We start from the raw sequence: 19,824 nt of genomic DNA, 5'->3' as shown, positions 1-19,824 counted from the left end.
CTCCGGCTGGATGCGGCCGCTCAGCGCCGCAGGACGAACACCGCCTGCTGGCCGAACAGGTTCCAGAACGCCCAGGGCATTTGCATCCCCATCTTCTGGCCCGTGGCATTGATCGCCATGGCGTTCTCCACCGTCGCCCCCAGTTCTTCGGCGAGCCCGACGAAATCCCGGATGGTGCAGAAATGGATGTTCGGGGTCTCGTACCAGGCGTGCTGGAGGTTCGCGGTCACCGGCATCCGGCCGCGCGCCAGCAGCGAAAGACGGATCGACCAGTGGCCGAAATTCGGGAACGACACGATCGCCCGCTCGCCGATCCGCAGCAGTTCCGCCAGCACCGTCTTCGGATTGCGGGTCGCCTGGATGGTCTGGGAGAGGATCACGTAGTCGAAGGCGTCGTCCGGGTAGTGGACGAGGTCGCGGTCGGCGTCGCCCTGGATCACCGACAGGCCGCGCGCCACGCATTCGTTGACGCCCTCCTGGCTGAGCTCGATGCCGCGGCCGTCGACGCCCCGCCGCTCCTGGAGGAGCGACAGGAGCAGCCCGTCGCCGCAGCCGACGTCGAGCACGCGGCTGCCGCGGGTGACGAGATCGGCGATCAGCTGCAGGTCGACGCGGGCCGTTGCGGGCGCCCCGGTCCGCGCCGCATCGGCGTTCAGTTCGGCCACGGCCATCGTCAAAGCCCCCGTGCCCGCGCCGCCGACGAGACGAACCCGTCGATCGCAGCGAAGAAATGCGGCTCGTCCAGGAGGAAGGCGTCGTGGCCGCGATCGGTCTCGATCTCGACGAAGGACACCGAGGCGGCGGCCGCGTTCAGCGCGTGGACCACGGCGCGATTCTCCTCGGTCGGGAACAGCCAGTCGGAGGAGAAGGAGACCAGGCAGAAGCGCGTCTTCGCGCCCAGGAACGCGTTGGCGAGCCTTCCGCCGAAATCGCCGGCGATGTCGAAATAGTCCATCGCCCGGGTCATGTAGAGATAGGAATTGGCGTCGAACCGGTCGACGAACGTCATGCCCTGGTGCCGCAGATAGCTCTCGATCTGGAAGTCGGCGTCGAAGCCGAAGCCCAGCGTCTCGCGGTCCTGCAGGTTGCGGCCGAACTTCCGGTGCAGCGCCATCTCCGACAGATAGGTGACGTGCGCGGCCATCCGCGCGACGGCCAGCCCCTTGCGCGGCCGCTTGCCGACGGCGAAATAGCGCCCGCCATGCCAGTCGGGATCGGCCATCACCGCCTGCCGGCCGACCTCGTGGAAGGCGATGTTCTGCGAGGAATGCCGCGCGCCGGTGGCGATCGGCAAAGCCGCGAACACCTTGTCCGGATAGCTCACCGTCCACTGCAGCACCTGCATGCCACCCATCGAGCCGCCGATGACGGCGAACAGCGTGTCGATGCCGAGCCGCTCGACCAGCATCGCCTGCGCCCGCACCATGTCGCGGATGGTGATCACCGGCAGGTCGAGCCCGTACGGCTCGCCCGTCGCCGGATCGATCGAGGCCGGCCCGGTCGAGCCCATGCAGCCGCCGATAACGTTGGAGCAGATGACGAAGAACCGGTCCGTGTCGATCGGCTTGCCCGGGCCGATGATCGACGACCACCAGCCCGGCTTGCCGGTCACCGGCGACTGGCTGGCGGCGTAGTGGTCGCCGGTCAGCGCGTGGCAGACGAGCACCGCGTTGGACTTGTCGTCGTTCAGCGTGCCGTAGGTGTTGTAGGCGATCTGGAAGGGCGACAGCGCCCGGCCGGCGTCGAGCAGCAGCGGCTCGTCCTCGCCGAAATGCGCCACCGGGCTCGACGGCTCGTACACCTCGCGGTTGCCGGCGGCGTGCTCCAGGTCCTGGCGGGCGGTATCGGCGATGGTCATCGGCATGTTGATCGGCGGCCTTCCCGTGCGTCTCTGCCCGGACCGGCCTCCCCTTCGCTTCAAATGGTGGTCTCAGATACGCATTTGCGGCAGCCCCGGCAATGATGTCGCGCCCCGGCCGGCACATCGGCCATGGCACTCGCCCTCGACATCGGCCCGGCCGGCAGTTATTCCGCGCCTGTCCGGCCTGCCCCGAAGGCAGCTTCCGGGCCATCCGCAAGCGAAAGATCAGGACGATGCGACCCGTTCCGAACAGGGGTATCCTGGACATCGAGGCCTACGTGCCCGGCAAGAGCAAGGCGCCGGAAGGCGTCCGTCTCCACAAGCTCTCCTCCAACGAGAGCCCGCTCGGCGCCTCGCCGGCGGCGCTCGAGGCTGCCGCCGCTGCCCTGACGCATCTGGAGTCCTATCCCGACGGCCAGTCCGCGGAACTGAAGCAGGCGATCGCCGAGGTGCACGGACTGAACCCGCGCGCCCTCCTGTGCGGCAACGGCTCGGACGAACTGCTCGGCCTCATCTGCCAGTGCTATCTCGAGCCCGGCGACGAGGCGATCCACAGCGAGCACGGCTTCCTCGTCTACAAGATCCAGATCCTCGCCCGCGGCGCGACCCCCGTCGTCGCGCCGGAGAAGGACGCGACCGCCGACGTCGACGCGATCCTGTCGCGCGTCACCGAACGCACGAAGCTGGTCTTCCTCGCCAACCCGAACAACCCGACCGGCACCTATCTGCCGTTCGACGAGGTGCGGCGCCTGCATGCCGGCCTGCCGGGCCACGTCATCCTGGTCCTCGACGCGGCCTATGCCGAATATGTCCGGCGCAACGACTACGGCGCCGGCATCGAGCTGGTCTCCTCGGCCGACAACGTCGTCATGACCCGGACCTTCTCGAAGATCTACGGCCTCGCCGCGCTGCGCATCGGTTGGCTCTACGGGCCGGAGGCGGTGGTCGACGCGCTCGACCGCGTGCGCGGTCCGTTCAACCTCAACGCTTTGGCGATCGCGGCCGGCGCCGCGGCAATCCGCGACCGCGGATTCCTCGAGACGGCGGTCGAGCACAACAGCCACTGGCTGGAATGGACGACGAAGGCGCTGACCGATCTCGGCCTCGCGGTCACCCCCAGCGTCGGCAATTTCATCCTCGTCCACTTCCCGGCCGAGCCCGGCCACACCGCCGCCGACGCCGACGACTTCCTCACCCGGCGGGGCTACATCCTGCGCCGGGTCGCCGGCTACGGCCTGCCGGACGCGCTGCGCCTGTCGATCGGCACCGAGGAGGCCAATCGCGGCGTCGTCGCGAGTCTTGCGGAATTTCTCGGCAAGGCTCCCGCATGAGTGAAGCCCCCTTTGCGCGCGTCGCGCTGATCGGCATCGGCCTGATCGGCTCGTCGCTCGCCCACAACATCCGCGCCCACAGGCTGGCGGACCACATCGCCATCACCACCCGCCGCGCCGAGACCCTTGCGCGGGCGGCAGAACTCGGCCTCGGCGACAGCTACCATCTCGACGCCGCGGAAGCCGTCCGCGGCGCCGATTTGGTGATCCTCTGCGTGCCGGTCGGCTCCTGCGGCGCGGTGTCGAAGGAGATCGCCGCGGCGCTCGAGCCCGGCGCGATCGTCTCCGACGTCGGCTCGGTCAAGGCCTCGGTCATCCAGCAGATGCAGCCGAACCTGCCGGCGAACGTCCATTTCGTCCCCGCCCACCCGATCGCCGGCACCGAGCAGTCGGGCCCCGACGCCGGCTTCCTTGAGCTGTTCGAGAACCGCTGGTGCATCCTGACGCCGGTCGAGGGCACCGATCCGCAGGCCGTCGAGCGGCTCCGGGGCTTCTGGGAGGCATGCGGCTCGGATGTCGAGGTGATGACCGCCGAGCATCACGACCTGGTGCTGGCCATCGTCAGCCACGTGCCGCATCTGATCGCCTACAACATCGTCGGCACCGCCGCCGACCTCGAGACCGTGACGCAGTCGGAAGTGGTGAAATTCTCCGCCTCCGGCTTCCGCGACTTCACCCGCATCGCCGCCTCCGACCCGACCATGTGGCGCGACGTCTTCCTGCACAACCGCGAGGCGGTGCTGGAGATGCTGGCGCGCTTTTCGGAAGACTTGGCGACGCTGCAGCGGGCGATCCGCTGGGGCGACGGCGACACGCTGTTCGAGCTGTTCACCCGCACCAGGGCGATCCGCCGCGGCATCGTCGAGGCCGGCCAGGACACCGCCGCACCGGACTTCGGCCGCGAGCACGGCCGCGGCCCGAAGGACGAGGCATAGGCGCCGACGCTACTCCAGCGGCGGGATCTCCCCGAGCGGGATGACCCCGGCCGACACGTCGCCGTCGCGGACATTCAGCCCGATCACCGTCCGGCCGTTCTCCTGCCGGCCGATGAAGCCGACCGCGGCGGCGATCGAGTTCGCCACCGAGGCGAGCTGCGGCAGCGCCTCGGCCACCAGCGCCGCGATCCGCTGCGGATCGGTCACCGCCAGCTCGAAGTCACCCGACAGCCGCCCCTCGTCGTCGAAGCGGAATGCCCCGGACAGATCGGCGCCGGCTTCGCCGAGATCGATCGTCAGCGCCCGCAGCGTCGCCTCGCGCCCGGCCATCGCCTCGCGCGCCGTGCCGCCGGCATAGCCGTTCAGCCAGTCCGCCGCGCCGGCGATCGTGGTATCGAGCGAGGCGTCGAAGACCGGCAGCGATGGCACGTCGGGGGCAACGACGCGGATGCCGCGATTGGAAAGAGCGAGATCGAGGTCCGCCTCGCGGCGACGCACATGCAGTTCCAGATGCTCGGAGGCGACCAGCGGCAGCCGGCTGGCCGCGGGCTGCGCCAGGGCCACGTCCGGCGCCTCGGCGACTAGCGAGAAGCGGTCGAGCCCTTCGGTCCAGAAGCTGGCGCTCGCCTGGGCGAGCTGCCAGCGAATGTCCAGCGGCGGCGCTTCCGGCGCATCGACGATCAGCGGCGAATCGAGCTCGGAGACGACGCGGTTCGGCTGGTAGATCTGCGCCGCCGTCCGCAACGCGCCGGCGGTCAGCCGCAGCCCTTCGCCGCGCGGGTCGATCGTCACCGCGTCGCAGCGCAGCCCGAGCCGGAACGGATAGCCGACGACCGTTCGATTGGGGCAGCCGATCTCCACGCCATCGGCGGCAGCTGCCGCGATCGTCGCCTCGGCGCGGGCGTCGAGCTGCGCCGCCAGATAGTACCAGGCGGCGCTCAGCGCGAGAAACAGCGCCACCGCCACGACGATGATCCAGAGATAGGCCTTCCGGGCCGAGCCGCTTGACGCCGCCATCGCCTTATCCTTTGTGAGCACCCGGCCGGGCTGAGCCGACCGACGGGGCGATTTGAGGGCAATGGACGATTTATGGGTGTTTGGCTACGGCTCGCTGATCTGGCGGCCGGGTTTTGCTTTCCTCGACCGCCAGCCGGCGCGGCTCGCCGGCTATCACCGCGCGCTCTGCATCCATTCGCATGTCCATCGCGGCACGCCGCAGCGGCCGGGACTGGTGTTCGGGCTCGACCGCGGCGGATCCTGCGTCGGCATGGCGTTCCGCGTCGCGGCCACCGACGCGGAATCGGTGGTGGCGTATCTGCGCGAGCGCGAGCTGGTCACCAACGTCTATCGCGAGTCGCACCTGCCGGTACGGCTGCATGACGGGGAGAGCGTCCGCGCCCTCACCTACGTCGTCGACCGTGGCCACAGCCAGTATGCCGGCCGCATGACGCCGGCGGAGGCGGCCGTCATCGTGCGTGGCGCGCATGGCCAGTCAGGCCCGAATGTCGACTACGTCACCAGCGCGCTCGCGCACATCACCGAGCTGGGCCTGAAGGACCGCTGGCTGTCGGAGGTCGTCGCCCGGCTGTAAGCCTCAATGACGCGCCGGGCCCCCGTAAGGGTCCGGCTCGCCGGCGTCGACGGCCGGAACGTAGCCGTCGCGCGCGGAGGCCTCCGCCAGAAGGTCGGTGGAACGCTCCTCGATCCCGCCGCGCAGCCGGTCGAGAAATTCGCCGCGCGGCAGATGCGGCGGCACCGGCGCCAGGATGTCGGCGCGGATCGTACCCGGCCGGCGGACAAACTTGCGCCGCGGCCAGTACAGGCCGGAGTTCAACGCCACCGGCACGACCGGCAGTCCCAGGGCCTCGTAGAGGCGGAACACGCCCTGCCGGTAGTCGGGCGCCGCGCCGGGCGCCGTGCGTGTGCCTTCCGGGAAGATGACGATCTGGCGTCCCTCCGCTACCGCCTTCTCGGCACCTTCGATCATCGAGGCGACGGCGCCGCCCCGGCGCGCCCGGTCGACCGGGATCATCCCCATGCGCCGCGCGTACCAGCCGAAGAACGGGATCGCCATCAGCTCCTTCTTGAGGATGAAGGTCGGGCGGTCGAGATCCGGCAGGAAGGCGAACACGTCCCAGACCGACTGGTGCTTGGCGGCGATGATCGCCGGGCCGGCAGGCAGGTTCTCCTTGCCGCGAATGTCGGCGCGAATGCCGGCGACATGCTCGAGCAGCCAGAGATTCGAGCGCGCCCAGTTCTTCACGATCCACCAGCCGGTCGCCTCGGAGACGAAGAAGAACACCGGCGAATAGAACAAAAGCTGGGCGACGAGATTGAGATAGAACAGGCCGTTGAAGGCCAGCGAGCGAAGAAACATGATCAAGGGATCGCTCCCGCGGCGGTCATCGGGGCCATGCGGGAGCCTGTCTCCCGCCAGCGGTTGCTGCAGGGTCTACGCTGGCGCGGACGGAAAATCGAGGGCCAGGCGCGCAGTCGGCACGCGTCAGTGCGCGAGATGGGCGACGCGGGTCGAGACGCTTTCCTTGCCGACGATCCCGACCGTCGACAGGAAGCGCGCCGCGATGAGCTTGACGTATTCGCTCGCCAGGACCCGCAGGCCGGGCGCCGAAGGCATCTGCTCGTTCCGCCACAGATCGTCCCGCCGGACGGCGTAGGGGGTGACCGAGCGGATGTTGCCGACCCGGTCGAACTCGATGAGCGAGCGCGGCATGTGGTAGTCGCTGGTCACCAGGATCAGGTCGCGAAAGCCTTGCTCGCGGGCCCAGCGACCGGCGATCTCGGCATTGCCGACCGTGTTGAGCGCCGCATAGTCGATGTCCACGCAACAGTCGAACCATGTGCGGTCGGTATCGGTGAGCTTCGCCAGCGCATCGACGCTGGTGTCGGGATTGACGCCGCTGATCAGCAGCCTGCGCCCCCGCCCTTCCTTCAGGAGGTTGATGGCGTGATCGATGCGCCAGGCGCCACCGGTCAGCACGACGATGCCGTCGGCGGCAGCGAATGCGGTCGGCCGCGCGAGGAGATTGACCTCCTCGGTGAAGCGCAGGAACCCGCCGACGAGGTAGCCGCACAGGGCGACGAAGGCGAGCACGACGAACGGGCCGATGCCGAGACGGCGACGCCGACGCGGGCGGCCAGCCGGCGGCGCCTCCTGCTCGTGGCTCTCCGAAGTCGGCGCGAAAATCGTCATTCGACAGTCTATTCCCGCGATTGCGGCGGAGTGGTGAAGCCGCCCGTCTTGCCGTCCGCCCGACTCTGGGCGCTCAGGGTTAATGGAATATTACCCTTCCACCGGAGAAATCATGTCGATTGCCGCCAATTGCCGCATGACAGTGATCCTTGAGGTGAACGCCGTCAGCCCGCCAATGGTTGCGATCAGGACCACGACGCCGAAATAGCCGGTCCAGCCGATGGCGAACGAGCCGAACAGGGCGCTGATCTGGTCGGCTTCGGGCGTCGCCTGGTTGCTGCGCGTCCACAGCCCCATCAGCGCGAAGAGAAACAGGGCGGCGACGCCGCCACCCAGCGCGCCGAACAGGCCGAGTCGCAGGAAATGGCCCTGGAACTCCCCCGCGATGAAGGCCGAGCGGGCCCCGACGAAATGCAGCACCTCGATGATCTGGCGGTTGCCGGCCATCGCCCCGCGCGTCGCGAAGATCACCGTGAGGACGGTGGCGACCAGCACCAGCGTCAGCACCGCCAGGCCGGCGATGACCATGGCCCGCGCCATGGTGACCAGCCGCGAGACCCACGCACGGTGGTCGTCGAGCGCCGCTGACGGCACGGCCTCGTTGAGCCGCGCGGCGAAGGCGGCGAAGTCCGGCGGCGAATCCGCGTCGATCGCGATGATCACCAGGCGCGGCACCGGCAGCTCGTCGAGATCGAGGCCGGTCCCGAGCCAGGGCTGCAGCAGCCGGCCGGTGGCGGCGTCGTCGAGCACCGACGTTCCGGTGATGCCCGGCGTTTCGCCGGCGATGCTCTGCACCGTCCGCAGCGCCGCCGCCATGTCGACGCCGTCGTCCGGCATCACCTGCACGGTGATCTCGCGGGAGATGTCGCTCTGCCACTGCGCGGCCGTGTCGGAGACCAGCGTCACCGCGCCGACGGTCAGGCTGGCGAGGAAGGTCATGATGGCGATCACGGTCATCAGCGCGCGGCCGGCGACGTTGGCCGGCGGCACGATCGGCGCCGGGCGCTCGCGACGGGTGATCCCCGTCGTGCGCTCGACGAATTCGCGCAGGTCCAGCCACCGTTCGGCGAGATCAGTCATAGATTTCCAGTCTGCCATCCGCGAGGACCATGCGGCGGGCGTCGACCTGTTCCATCAGGGCGAGATCGTGGGTGGCGATAACCACCGCGGTACCGGTGCGGTTGAGTTCGAGGAAGAGGCGGAGCAGGCGCCGCGCCAGCGGCGGATCGACATTGCCCGTCGGCTCGTCCGCGAGCAGGATGTCGGGCTGGTCGATCAGTGCCCTGGCGATGGCGGCGCGCTGCTTCTCGCCGCCCGAGAGCACCACCGGCGAGGCGTTGAGCCGCTCGCCGAGCCCGACCCATTTGATCAGGTCGATCACGTCCTGGCGGTAGCTGGACTCGTCCTTGCCGCGCACCCTCAGCGGCAGGGCGACGTTCTCGTAGGTAGACATGTGCTCGAGCAGGCGGAAATCCTGGAACACCACGCCGATGCGCCGCCTTATCGACGGCAGGTCGGCGCGCGACAGCGTCGCGGCGTCCCGGCCGAGCACGGTGATCAGGCCGCGCGTCGGCTTCAGCGCCAGGAACAGCATGCGCAGCAGGCTGCTCTTGCCGGCGCCGGACGGGCCGGTGAGGAACTGGAAGGACTGGCGCCGGATCTCGAAGGAGAGATCGCGCAGCACCTCCGGCCCCATGTCGTAGCGCAGCCCGACATTTTCGAACCGAATCATCCTTGATGTTTCCCCCCGTATTGTGACCGCCGTCAGGATGCGCCGGACTGTGTTCATTTCAGGCCGCCGCGTCGAGCTTCTCGGCAAGGCCGGCTTCATGCTTTGTTAAGCATGTTTCCTTACCCGTTTCTGAAGCGAATGACCGGGAGGATGCGTTGACCGAGTTCCGCCGAGCCTCGCCCGTATCGGACGAAAGCCGCCACCATGCCAGTCCCGCCGCCCCTGCACGGGTGATCGAGGGAACGGCCGAGGTGACGACGCGCATCCGCCGGGAAAAATCCGCCGCCGAGATGGAAGCCGCCCGGCTGAGCCTTGCCGCGCCCGCCGAGGCCGACAGCCGGCCCATGTTCGGACGGCGCTCGCCGCTCGATCCGGCAGGCTCGAGGCGCCACGAACCCCGCACGGCCGCTCCCGATCTTCTCTGGCAGAGCCTGCCACCCCGGGGCGCGAGGCCGATGCCCGGCGGCGCGGCCCGCGCCATCATCGCCCATGCGCGCTCGCTGCGGCTGCGCGACGCCGCCTATATCGCCACGGCGTTCATCGTCGGCATGTTCGCGATGCCGGTGTTGATTCTCTGGATGGCGGCGGCGCCGCTGGCCGCCTCCCCGACGGGCGGCGTGATCCTCAGCGAGGTCGAGACCAGCCTGGCGCCGCGCGGCGACGGCGCAGTGCTCACCGTCGCCGGTCGCATCGCCAATGTCGCGGACCGGGCTGCGCACGTGCCGCTGATGCACATCGTCATGAACGGCCCGGACGGCAGCCGCCAGGTCAAGCCGCTGCGCGCCGGGATCGGCGAGCTCGGTGCCGGCCGGTCGGTGCAGTTTCTCTCGGCGCTGGCGGTCCCCGCCGGCATCGAAGGCGACATCGCCGTGGACTTCGCGGCGGGCGGCCTGTGATCACCGTACGCGGCAAGAACATCGAGACGCTGTTCGACGAGAGGCGCATAGCGGCCGAAGTGCTGCGCGTCGCCAAGGAGATCGCCGCGACGCCGTCCACCGACCTCCTGGTCGTCTCGGTGCTCAAGGGCTCCTTCGTCTTCGCCGCCGACCTGATTCGCGCCATGCACCTCACCGGCCTCGCCCCCGAGGTCGAGTTCATCACCCTGTCGAGCTACGGCGCCGGCACCGAGCCGGGCAAGATCCGCGTGCTGCGCGACGTCGAGAGCCCGGTCGAGGGCCGCACCGTCCTTCTGATCGACGATATCCTGGAGTCCGGCCGCACGATCAGCTTTGCCCGCGACATGCTGCTGGCGCGCGGCGCCAAGGAAGTGAAGATCGCCGTGCTCCTGGACAAGCGCATGCGCCGCCAGGCCGCCATCGAGGCCGACTACGTCGGCTTCGACTGCCCCGACTATTTCGTCGTCGGCTACGGCATGGACGTCGCCCATGCCTTCCGCGAACTGCCCTTCGTCGGAAAGGTGGTGGAATAGTCCCTGCCCGTTAAGCTCCAGGTCAGGCCCATGCCCTAAGCCGGTGGTAGATGCGCGCACGGCTATGACGACCTGCAGGAGACTGGCGTGGCGAGAATTCTGGTTGCCGAAGACGATCCGGGCGTCCGCCTGCTCGTGACGCGGGCGCTTGGCCTCGAAGGCCATCAGGTGGTCGCGGTGGAAGACGGCGAGCTCGCGCTCGAGACGCTCGCGGCTGAGGAAGGCGCGTTCGATTTCGTGCTGTCCGACATCCGCATGCCGGCCATGACCGGCATCGAGCTCGCGCACGAGATCGCCGCGATCTGGCCGGAACTGCCCATCCTTCTGATGACCGGCTATGCCGAGCAGAAGGAAAACGCCGACGACCTCACCGCGATCATCGAGGGCGTCGTCGAGAAGCCGTTCAGCATCGCCGAATTGCGCAGCGAGGTCGGCCGCATTCTGGCGGAGCGCGAAGCCGGCAGAGCACCAGCCGAGCTCGACGAGACCACGCCCACGGTCACCCGCCGCTGCGCCTGACCCGACTGCCGCTCCGAAACAGACAGCGCCGCGAGCCGCCGCACGCCTGAACGCGCGGCGGCGCGGGCGCCTCAGGGCGTCTGCAGCAGCCGCTCCAGATATTCCCGCTCCAGCTGCGGCGACAGGCTGTCGCCGAGGCGCTGGCGGATGGCGTCGAGGATCTGGCGCGCCCGCTGCGTGTCGATCTCGTCCGGCACGCCGACATCCTGGCCGAAATCCGGCCCCTGGGTCTGGCGCTGGCGGCCGAGCGGGTCGCGCCCCGAGCGCTGCTGCATGCCGTTGAAGCCCTGGCCCATCTGGCCCTGCCCCGGCTGACCGGGCTGGCCCTGCTGGCCCTGCTGCATCGCCTGCTGCATCTGCTGCATCATGTCCTGGGCGCCGCGGCGCATCGCCTCCATGGCCCGGCCCTGCTGGCCGACGGCCTCGCCGTCATTGCCCTCGCCGAGCGCGCCTTCCGCCTCGCCCATCGCCTCGCCGGCCTCGCCGAAGCCGTCGGAGGGCTCCATGCCCATCCCCTCCAGCTCCTGCTGCATGGCCTGCAGCTCCTCCTGCAGCTGGCCCTGCTGCTCCTGCAGCTGCTTCATCATCTCCTGCATCTGTTCGGCGGTCATCGGCTCGCCCTGCTGACCCTCGCCGCCCTGCTGCGGCTCGCCCTGCTCGCCTTGCTGGCCCTGCTGTTGCTGCTGCTGGCGCTGGATCTGCTGGCGGCCGAGATCGTAGGTCTGGTCCATCAGCTGCTGCTGGCGCTGCAGCAGCTCGCCCATCTTGTTCATCTGCTCCTGCATGGCGTTCTGCTCGCCGCCCTGCTGCTGGCCGGGGCGCATCGCCTGGAGATTATCCATCATCTGCTGCAGCTCGGAGAGCATCTGCTGCGCGGCGTCCTTCGAGCCCGACTTCGCCAGATCCTCGATCCGGTCCATCATCCGCTCCAGGTCCTGCGGGCGGATCTCCTGGACGTCGCCCATCTGCATCTGGTCCTGGCTCATCGGCGGCTGGTTCTGCATCGCCTCGGCGAGCGCCTGCATGTATTCCTGCATGGCCTCGCGCAGTTCCTGCATCAGCGCGTCGATCTCGGCGTCGGTCGCGCCCTCCTCCAGCGCCTCGGAAAGCTGCTCGCGCGCGTCGCGCAGCCGGCGCTCGGCCAGCGACAGGTTGCCGTCCTCGATGCCGAGCGCGATCTCCCACATGAAGTCGACCGCCGACAGCAGCCCCGCATCGTCGTGGGCGGTGGCGATCCGCGTCCGCGCCGCCATCAGCGCCAGATAGTCCGTCGGGCTCTCGATGAATTCCTCGCCGCGCAGCGTGACGGCGTCGAGCATCTCGACCACCCGGTCGACCGAATCGGCATCGAGCGCCAGGAGCCGCCGCTGCTCGATCACCGCCCGTGCCAGCGGATTGCTGAAGCGCCGCTCCGGCAGGGTCAGCCGCTTGGTCTCGGAACGGCCGGTCTGCGCCGCGTCGTCGGTCACCACCAGCGTCATCGCCACCTTCGCGCCCGCATAGGGGCTCTCGGTCAGGTCGGCATTGGTCCGCCCCTCGGTCGGCTCGCGCGCCCGGCGCGGCAGCGCCAGGTTGATCTCCGGCGGGGCGACCAGCGGCCGGGCGCCCTCGGCGATATTCTCCTCCTCGACGACGATCTCGGCCTGGCCCTTGCGGGCGCCATAGTCGTCGCTGACCGTGTAGACGAGCTGCAGCGCGCTGTTCTGCGCCACCGACGGATCCTCCTTGAAGGCGATCAGCGGGTCGGCGTCTTCGGTCACGTCGAAGCCCCAGCGCCCCATCGTCGAGAACGCCGTGGCGAGCGCCACGTCGCCGCTTTCCTCCAGCGTGAAGACATATTCGCGGGGGCCCTCCGGCGGCGGCGCGGCGGCCTCGCCGTCGGCAGCTTCCGCGACATCGGCCTCGTCCTCGTCCAGTTCCGCCCCCACCGGCGCGACCGTCACGGCCTCGGCGCCCTCGCGGGCGGGCGTGAAGGTGAGGTCGGCCGCCGTGGCGTCGGAGATCCGCACCGAGAGCACGCTGCCCTCCGGCACGACCACCGGGCCCTCGCGCCCCGCCTCGGTCAGGAAGATCGGCGCCCGGCCGGTATAGGTCGGCGGCGTCACCCAGGCATCGACCCGCGCCGTGACGGCGCCGGGCACGTCGATCGTCCCGAACGCGTCGACGATCCGGCCGCCGCCCGGCCCGAAGGAGAAGGCGAAGGCGGTGACGAACAGCAGCGCCACCATCGCGCGCAGGCCGAACGGGTCGAGCCGCTCGGTCTGGGTGCGGGGCGAGCCGCCGCTGAGATTGCGGAGTTGCGCCGCCATGCGCCGCTGGTGCTCGTGCCACAGCGCCAGCGCGAACGGATCGGCGGTCGCGGCATGGTCGTCCTGCGTGCGCAGCGGCTGGTGCTGCAGCCGGCTGACCAGCTCGATCCGCGCATCGACCTCCGAATCGTCCGGCCAGCGCACATGGCGGTTCCGCCACAGCGCGAACAGCGCCAGCCCGGCCAGCACCGCCAGCACGGCGACGCGCGCGGCGAACGGCATGGCGGCGAACAGCCCGAACCAGGAGAAGGTGAGGAACAGCGCGGCGAGGCAGACGAAGGCCACCACCAGCGGCCACACGCGCTCGACGACGAGGGCGGCGGCCGAGAGCCTGCGCGTCAGGGCGAGACGCCCGGGCCGCGGGAAGTCCTTGCGCCGGTCGTCCTGCGTCATGGCCAGCTCTCGTTCCTCGTAGACCTGAGAACCTTAACCGTTTTTACGGCGAAGACGAGGCGGGTGACGCATCTGTGAACCCGGCGCCGGGCAGCCTACGCCGTCTCGTCCAGCCAGGGCGGCAGCCGGTCGAGCGCGATCAGCTCGTCGATCGTCTGGCGCGGCCGCACCGCGAAGAAATCGTCGTCCCTGACCAGCACCTCGGCGATCAGCGGCCGGGAATTGTAGGTGCCCGACTGCACCGCCCCGTAGGCGCCGGCCGAGGCGAGATAGACGAGGTCGCCCGCCTTGACCTTCGGCAGGTCGCGGTCCCTGGCGAAGAAGTCGCCGCTCTCGCACACCGGCCCGACGACGTCGGCGACCATGCGCGCGCCGTCCGGCTGCTCGATCACCGGGTGGATGTCGTGCCAGGCGTCGTAGAGCGTCGGGCGCACGAGGTCGTTCATCGCCGCGTCGACGATGACGAAGACCTTGTCGCCGGCCTCCTTCACGTAGAGCACGCGGGTCACCAGGATGCCGGCATTGGCGGCGATCAGCCGGCCCGGCTCGAACACCACCCGGCAGTCGAGGTCGCGCACGTGGCGCTTGACGATCTCGGCATAGGCGGTGGGCAGCGGCGGCGGCGCGTTGTCGCGCTTGTAGGGCACGCCGAGCCCGCCGCCGAGATCGACATGCGAGATGCTGTGGCCGGCCTCGCGCAGCTGCCGCACCAGCCCGGCGAGGCGGCCGAAGGCCTGGTCGAAGGGCTCGAGATCGATGATCTGGCTGCCGATATGCATGTCGATGCCGCACACCGCGATCCCCGGCAGCGCCCGCGCCCGGTCGTAGATGCCGATGGCGTCGTCGAAGGCGATGCCGAACTTGTCGGACTTCTTGCCGGTGGAGATCTTCGCGTGGGTGCGGGCGTCGACATCCGGGTTGATCCGGAACGACACCGGCGCGGTAAGCCCGGCGGCCACCGCGCGGGCGGCGATCGCCTCGAGCTCCGGCTCGGATTCGACGTTGAAGCAGAAGATTCCCGCAGCGAGCGCCAGGTCGATCTCCGGGACGGTCTTGCCGACCCCGGAGAACATGATCTTCTGCGGCGCGATGCCGGCGCGCAGCGCCCGCAGCAATTCCCCGCCCGAGACGACGTCGGCGCCGGCGCCGAGCCGCGCCAGCGTCGCCAGCACCGCCTGGTTGGAATTGGCCTTCGTCGCGTAGCAGACCAGCGCGTCGATGTCGGCGAAAGCCCGGGTGAAGACCTCGTAGTGGCGCGTCAGCGTCGCGGAGGAATAGCAGTAGAACGGCGTGCCGACGTCGTGCGCGATGCGCTCCACGGGCACGCCCTCGGCGTGGAGGGCGCCGTCCCGGATCTCGAAATGGTTCATGTCGCCACGGTTATGCGAGGATGGAAGGCGGCGATCAGTTCAGCAGCGGGTCGAGGATGAAGCTGGAGCCGGCGGATGCGGGGTTGCGGGTGACCTCCGCCGCACTGACGATATTGTCGTTCTGGATCGCGGAGATGCGCTGGCTGCTGACGGTGGAGGCGCCGCTGCCGCTGCCGATGATCGAGTTGCCGCGCCCGTCCTCGCCCTCGGCGACCACCGCCGATGTCCCGTCGGAAGCCGGCGCCACGGGCATGTTCTTGACCCCGCAGCCGCCAAGCAGCGCGGCGCCCGCCATCACCAGGAGCGTCGTCGCCGCCCGTTTCGATCGATCCGTCATGTCGCCCATGCCCGCGCTGTCCGCTGCCGATTGTGGCGCTTCGCCACCGCCGTGATAGCCGTTCCCGCCGAAGAAATCACCACCCGGTCGCGACTATCGCGCCGCCTCGCCCAGCCGCTCCCGCCAGTAGGCGATCTGCGCGCGGACATTGTCCGGCGCCGTGCCGCCGAAACTGGTGCGGCTTTCCACCGACGCGTCGACGCCGAGCACCGAATAGACGTCTTTCGTGATGCGCGGGTCGATCGCGTGCAGCGCCTCGAACGGCAGCTCCTCCAGCCCGACGCCCTGCGCCTCGGCGCTCGCCACCGCCCGTCCGGTGACGTGATGGGCCTCGCGGAACGGCAGGCCCGCCTCGCGCACCAGCCAGTCGGCGAGATCCGTGGCCGTCGCATAGCCGTGGCCGGCGGCGCGGCGCATCGCCTCGACGTTCACCGTCATGTCGCGGACCATGCCGGTCGCCGCCGCCAGCGCCAGCGACAGCGAGTCGATCGCGTCGAAGACCTGTTCCTTGTCCTCCTGCATGTCCTTCGAATAGGTCAGCGGCAGGCCCTTCATCACCGTCAGCAGCGAGATCAGCGCGCCGTTGATGCGGCCGGGCTTGGCCCGCACCAGCTCCGCCGCGTCCGGATTGCGCTTCTGCGGCATGATCGAGGAGCCGGTGGAGAACGCGTCGGACAGGCGGATGAAGCCGAATTGCGGCGTCGCCCAGATGACGATCTCCTCGGCAAGGCGCGAGAGGTGCGTGGCACAGATCGCCGCGATCGACAGGAACTCCAGCGCGAAGTCGCGGTCGGACACCGAATCCAGCGAGTTGCGCGTCGGCTCGCGAAAGCCGAGCGCCGCCGCCGTCGCGTGCCGGTCGATGGGAAAGCCGGTGCCGGCGAGCGCCGCGGCGCCCAGCGGGCATTCGTCGAGCCGCGTCAGCGCGTCGCGGCAGCGCGACAGGTCGCGCGACGCCATCTCGACATAGGCAAGGCAGTGATGGCCGAAGGTCACCGGCTGCGCCACCTGCAGATGCGTGAAGCCCGGCATCACGGTGCCGGCATGCGCGTCGGCCTTGTCGAGCAGCGCCGCGATGAACGCCTCCAGCGCTTCGGCGAGTGCGCCCAGCGCCGACTTCACGTGCAGGCGGAAATCCACCGCCACCTGGTCGTTGCGCGAGCGCGCCGTGTGCAGCCGCCCGGCGGCCGGTCCGATCAGTTCGGCGAGCCGCGCCTCGACATTCATGTGGATGTCCTCGCGCTGGCGCGAGAAGGCGAATTTGCCGCCGGCGATCTCGCCCCGGATCGTCTCCAGCCCATCGCAGATCAGCGCCGCATCCTCGGCCGAAATGATCTTCTGCGCGCCCAACATCGTCGCATGGGCTTTCGAACCGTCGATATCCTCGCCATATAGGCGCTTGTCGAAATCGATCGACGCGTTGATCTCCTCCATGATCGCGGCAGGCCCCGAGGCGAAACGACCGCCCCACATCTCGTTGCTGATCTTATCGCTCATGGAATCCCGAAAGGCTCTCGACGACATGTCCGACGAAACACCGAAGGCTTCGAACGGGCGGCGGCTGGGTCTCGTCGCGGCAGTGGCGCTGTTGTGCGGCGTCGCGGCGGGGGGAGCCGTCCTATACGTGAGCGAAACGGGGTCTGGCAACGAAGTCGCCGACCGCTGCACGGTCGACGAGGCGCTTTCCGCGGCGCTCGACCAGAACGCCCGCGGCGAGGTCGCGGCCGTGGCGCCGCTCGACAAGCCCTTCGACGTCTCCGCCATCGCCTTCAAGGACGGCGACGGCAACGCGGCGAGCCTTGCCGATTTTGCCGGCAGCACCGTCCTGGTCAATCTCTGGGCGACCTGGTGCGGCCCCTGCCGCGAGGAGATGCCGGCCCTCGACGCGCTGGAGCGCGACGAGGGCGGCGAGGATTTCGCCGTCGTGCCGATCAATGTCGACATGGGCGACCCGCAGAAGCCGAAGGATTTCTACACCGAGACCGGCCTGACCGCTTTGCCCTTCTACCGCGACGAGACGATGGGCGTCTTCAACGACCTCAAGGGCCAGGGCGTCGCCTTCGGCCTGCCGATCTCCCTCGTCGTCGGCCCCGACGGCTGCGCCCGCGCCGCGATCAACGGCCCGGCGGAGTGGGCGAGCCCGGATGCCGTGCGGCTGATCGACGTCGTGCGGCAGAGCGCGGCGCCGGGGGTCTAGGCACCGCTATCCGACATACCCGACCTCGGCGGGGCGGCCACTCGCGCGGTCGAGCCGTACCGCGAGGACGGCGATGCCGAGGGCGATGAGCGGGAACAGCGCCGCTGTCCACGTGACGTAACCGAGACCCGGTCCCGAATCGATCACCAGCCCGCCGGCAAAGGCGCCGAGCGCATTGCCGAGATTGAAGGCGGCGATGTTGAAGGACGAGGCGAGGCTCTCGCCGGCGCCGTCCGCCTTGGACAGCACCCACATCTGCAGCGGCGGCACCGTGGCAAAGGCCGTTGCGCCGAGCAACGTCACGGCGATGAGCGCCGTCCAGGCGCTGTTGAGGGCCGGCCCCATCGCCAGGAGGACCAGCGCGAGCGTTGCGAGGCTGCCGAGCAGCGCCGGCACGAGAGCCCTGTCCGCAAGCTTGCCGCCGACGAGGTTGCCGACGACCAGCCCGCCGCCGAACAGCAGCAGGATCGGTGAGATCGCCGCCTCCCCGAAGCCGGTGATCTGGGTCAGGATCGGGGCGATATAGGTGAAGACGGCGAAGACGCCGGCATAGCCGAGGACGGTGGTGAGTAGTCCGAGCAGCACCGGCCGTCGCCCGAGGGCCCTGACGTCGGCCCGCCAGTCGCCGGCCGATGGTGGCTTGCCGTCCTGCGGCACGGCAAGGGCGAGGACCGCGAAGGCGGCGATGCCGACTAGGGTGACCGCCCAGAAGGTGGCGCGCCAGCCGGCGGCCTGGCCGAGCCAGGTGCCGAAGGGAACGCCGAGCACCGTGGCGACGGTCAGGCCCGTGAACATCAGCGCGATGGCGGATGCCTTCCTGTCCGCCGGCACCAGGCGGGTTGCCACCACCGAGCCGACGCCGAAGAACGTGCCGTGGGCAAAGGCGGTCAGCACCCGCGCGGCCATCAGCATGCCGTAGGTCGGCGCCAGCGCGCAGGCGAGATTGCCGACGATGAAGATCGCCATCAGCGCCAGCAGCACGGTCTTGCGCGGCCAGCGGCTGGTCAGGATGGTCAGCAGCGGCGCGCCGACGACGACGCCGAGCGCATAGCCGGAGATCAGGAAGCCGGCGGCACTGGTCGAGACGCCGAGATCGGCGCCCACCTCCAGCAACAGGCCCATGATGACGAATTCGGTGACGCCGATGCCGAAGGCACCAGCGGTGAGGGCGTAGAGAGCAAGGGGCATGACGATGGCCTGACCGTTGAACAGGCCTCTCAGATGACAGCTCCCACGCTGATGAAGTAGGCTGCCGGCAGGAACAACATCTGGGAATTCACCTCACGAATGCCGCGCCCCGACGTCAATCGCTTCGCCGAGCTGGAGGTCTTCGTCCGCGTCGTCGAGCAGGCGGGCTTTTCCGCCGCCGCGCGCGCCGCCGGCGTCTCCGCCTCAGCGGTCTCGAAGCTCGTCGCCCGGCTGGAGGCGCGGCTCGGCACGCGCCTCGTCCACCGCACGACCCGGCGGTTCCAGCTGACTGCGGAGGGTCAGGCATTTTACGAACGAGCGCTGACGATCCTCGCCGACCTCGAGGAGGCGGAGCGCGCGGCCGGTGCCGGCGAGCGGCCCGCCGGGCGGGTGCGCGTCAACTCGAGCGCCTCCTATCTCAGCCACGTCCTGGCGCCGGTGCTTCCCGCCTTTCTCGCGCGCTATCCGGGCATCGATCTCGACCTCGTCCAGACCGACCAGGTCGTCGATCTCCTCAGCGACCGCACCGATATCGCGATCCGGGCGGGACCGATGCCGAGTTCGGGCCTGATGGCGCGCAGGCTGGGCGCGACGCGGATGACAATCGTCGCCGCGCCGGCATGGATCGACCGGCACGGCCTGCCCCAGACCCTTGCGGACATCGAGGGGCTGAGCCGGCTCGGCTTCAGCTACGCCCGGGCGACGAGCGGCTGGCCGCTGCGCAAGGGAGATGGCGAGGTGACGGTGCTGCCGAGCGTCGGGCAGGTCCGGATCAACGACGGCGAGGGCCTGCGGCAGCTGGCGCTCGCCGGCATCGGCCCGGCCCGGCTCGCCGCCTTCACGGTCCGCGGCGACATCGCCGCCGGCCGGCTGGCACCCCTGCTGGAGGCGCTCAATCCGGGCGACGAGGAAGCGTTCCATGCCGTCTTCATCGGCCGCTCCGCCGGCCTGCCGGCCCGGGCCCGCGTGCTGCTGGACTTCCTCGCCGAGCACGGTCAGGTCACCTGAAACA

Annotated in this window: 20 protein-coding genes; 8 read left to right on the top strand and 12 right to left on the bottom strand. The window is 69.7% G+C overall.

The window, feature by feature from the left end; all coding sequences use genetic code 11:
- Positions 1–20: 20 nt before the first annotated feature.
- Positions 21–671 (bottom strand): methionine biosynthesis protein MetW, encoded by a 651-nt coding sequence (gene metW, locus GGR03_RS23665; RefSeq protein ID WP_183211280.1) that lies wholly within the window; start codon positions 669–671, stop codon positions 21–23.
- A gap of 2 nt (positions 672–673) precedes the next feature.
- Complete coding sequence (gene metX, locus GGR03_RS23660) at positions 674–1,858, bottom strand: homoserine O-acetyltransferase MetX (RefSeq protein ID WP_183211362.1); 1,185 nt, start codon at positions 1,856–1,858, stop codon at positions 674–676.
- A 236-nt stretch (positions 1,859–2,094) separates the two neighbouring features.
- Between metX and hisC the strand changes: the two genes are divergently transcribed.
- A complete protein-coding gene (gene hisC, locus GGR03_RS23655) occupies positions 2,095–3,192 on the top strand; it encodes a histidinol-phosphate transaminase (protein WP_183211279.1) in 1,098 nt (365 codons plus the stop codon).
- Positions 3,189–4,127 carry a prephenate/arogenate dehydrogenase family protein gene (locus GGR03_RS23650; protein ID WP_183211278.1) on the top strand — a complete coding sequence of 313 codons (939 nt, stop codon included), beginning with the start codon at positions 3,189–3,191 and terminating at the stop codon, positions 4,125–4,127. Before hisC ends, GGR03_RS23650 begins: the two co-directional genes overlap by 4 nt.
- A gap of 9 nt (positions 4,128–4,136) precedes the next feature.
- Here the strand turns inward: GGR03_RS23650 and GGR03_RS23645 are convergent, their stop codons facing one another.
- A complete protein-coding gene (locus tag GGR03_RS23645; RefSeq protein WP_183211277.1) occupies positions 4,137–5,144 on the bottom strand; it encodes a DUF2125 domain-containing protein in 1,008 nt (335 codons plus the stop codon).
- 61 nt (positions 5,145–5,205) lie between these two features.
- Between GGR03_RS23645 and GGR03_RS23640 the strand changes: the two genes are divergently transcribed.
- Positions 5,206–5,718 carry a gamma-glutamylcyclotransferase gene (locus GGR03_RS23640; RefSeq protein WP_183211276.1) on the top strand — a complete coding sequence of 171 codons (513 nt, stop codon included), beginning with the start codon at positions 5,206–5,208 and terminating at the stop codon, positions 5,716–5,718.
- A gap of 3 nt (positions 5,719–5,721) precedes the next feature.
- On the opposite strand, the gene GGR03_RS23635 is transcribed toward GGR03_RS23640, so the two are convergent.
- From GGR03_RS23635 to ftsE, 4 genes are all read right to left on the bottom strand, one after another.
- Entirely contained in the window at positions 5,722–6,504 is a 783-nt protein-coding gene (locus GGR03_RS23635; RefSeq protein ID WP_183211360.1) for a lysophospholipid acyltransferase family protein, read from the bottom strand.
- A gap of 126 nt (positions 6,505–6,630) precedes the next feature.
- Positions 6,631–7,338, bottom strand: coding sequence for a YdcF family protein (locus GGR03_RS23630; protein ID WP_183211275.1), 708 nt, complete (start codon positions 7,336–7,338; stop codon positions 6,631–6,633).
- A 90-nt stretch (positions 7,339–7,428) separates the two neighbouring features.
- Positions 7,429–8,418 carry a cell division protein FtsX gene (locus GGR03_RS23625; RefSeq protein ID WP_425486747.1) on the bottom strand — a complete coding sequence of 330 codons (990 nt, stop codon included), beginning with the start codon at positions 8,416–8,418 and terminating at the stop codon, positions 7,429–7,431.
- Positions 8,411–9,070 (bottom strand): cell division ATP-binding protein FtsE, encoded by a 660-nt coding sequence (gene ftsE / locus GGR03_RS23620; protein ID WP_183211273.1) that lies wholly within the window; start codon positions 9,068–9,070, stop codon positions 8,411–8,413. Before ftsE ends, GGR03_RS23625 begins: the two co-directional genes overlap by 8 nt.
- Positions 9,071–9,225: 155 nt before the next feature.
- Between ftsE and GGR03_RS23615 the strand changes: the two genes are divergently transcribed.
- The 3 genes from GGR03_RS23615 to GGR03_RS23605 all read left to right on the top strand — a co-directional run bounded on the left by GGR03_RS23615 (position 9,226) and on the right by GGR03_RS23605 (position 11,018).
- Positions 9,226–9,966, top strand: a complete 741-nt coding sequence (locus tag GGR03_RS23615) for a hypothetical protein (protein ID WP_183211272.1) — start codon at positions 9,226–9,228, stop codon at positions 9,964–9,966.
- Positions 9,963–10,499 carry a hypoxanthine phosphoribosyltransferase gene (gene hpt, locus GGR03_RS23610; protein WP_183211271.1) on the top strand — a complete coding sequence of 179 codons (537 nt, stop codon included), beginning with the start codon at positions 9,963–9,965 and terminating at the stop codon, positions 10,497–10,499. The genes GGR03_RS23615 and hpt overlap by 4 nt, the downstream gene beginning before the upstream one ends.
- Before the next feature lie 87 nt (positions 10,500–10,586).
- Complete coding sequence (locus tag GGR03_RS23605) at positions 10,587–11,018, top strand: response regulator (RefSeq protein WP_183211270.1); 432 nt, start codon at positions 10,587–10,589, stop codon at positions 11,016–11,018.
- A 71-nt stretch (positions 11,019–11,089) separates the two neighbouring features.
- Here GGR03_RS23605 and GGR03_RS23600 read toward each other — a convergent pair whose 3' ends face one another.
- The 4 genes from GGR03_RS23600 to argH form a co-directional block, all read right to left on the bottom strand.
- Positions 11,090–13,720 carry a TIGR02302 family protein gene (locus tag GGR03_RS23600; RefSeq protein ID WP_183211269.1) on the bottom strand — a complete coding sequence of 877 codons (2,631 nt, stop codon included), beginning with the start codon at positions 13,718–13,720 and terminating at the stop codon, positions 11,090–11,092.
- Positions 13,721–13,815: 95 nt separating this feature from the next.
- Positions 13,816–15,090, bottom strand: a complete 1,275-nt coding sequence (gene lysA / locus GGR03_RS23595; RefSeq protein WP_183211268.1) for a diaminopimelate decarboxylase — start codon at positions 15,088–15,090, stop codon at positions 13,816–13,818.
- A 34-nt stretch (positions 15,091–15,124) separates the two neighbouring features.
- A complete protein-coding gene (locus GGR03_RS23590; RefSeq protein ID WP_183211267.1) occupies positions 15,125–15,436 on the bottom strand; it encodes a hypothetical protein in 312 nt (103 codons plus the stop codon).
- Positions 15,437–15,520: 84 nt separating this feature from the next.
- Positions 15,521–16,924, bottom strand: coding sequence for an argininosuccinate lyase (argH, locus tag GGR03_RS23585; protein ID WP_183211266.1), 1,404 nt, complete (start codon positions 16,922–16,924; stop codon positions 15,521–15,523).
- A gap of 25 nt (positions 16,925–16,949) precedes the next feature.
- Here argH and tlpA point away from each other — a divergent pair, with 25 nt between their 5' ends.
- Positions 16,950–17,624 carry a thiol:disulfide interchange protein TlpA gene (gene tlpA / locus GGR03_RS23580; RefSeq protein WP_183211265.1) on the top strand — a complete coding sequence of 225 codons (675 nt, stop codon included), beginning with the start codon at positions 16,950–16,952 and terminating at the stop codon, positions 17,622–17,624.
- Positions 17,625–17,630: 6 nt separating this feature from the next.
- Here the strand turns inward: tlpA and GGR03_RS23575 are convergent, their stop codons facing one another.
- Positions 17,631–18,812, bottom strand: coding sequence for an MFS transporter (locus GGR03_RS23575; RefSeq protein ID WP_183211264.1), 1,182 nt, complete (start codon positions 18,810–18,812; stop codon positions 17,631–17,633).
- A 99-nt stretch (positions 18,813–18,911) separates the two neighbouring features.
- Here GGR03_RS23575 and GGR03_RS23570 point away from each other — a divergent pair, with 99 nt between their 5' ends.
- Complete coding sequence (locus tag GGR03_RS23570; RefSeq protein ID WP_183211263.1) at positions 18,912–19,820, top strand: LysR substrate-binding domain-containing protein; 909 nt, start codon at positions 18,912–18,914, stop codon at positions 19,818–19,820.
- Positions 19,821–19,824: the final 4 nt, after the last annotated feature.

The sequence above is a fragment of the Aurantimonas endophytica genome, from assembly GCF_014196845.1.
GTDB classification, from domain to species: domain Bacteria; phylum Pseudomonadota; class Alphaproteobacteria; order Rhizobiales; family Rhizobiaceae; genus Aurantimonas; species Aurantimonas endophytica.
The sequence above is the reverse complement of the archived record's forward strand: the minus strand, read 5'-3'. Positions and strand labels throughout refer to the sequence as shown.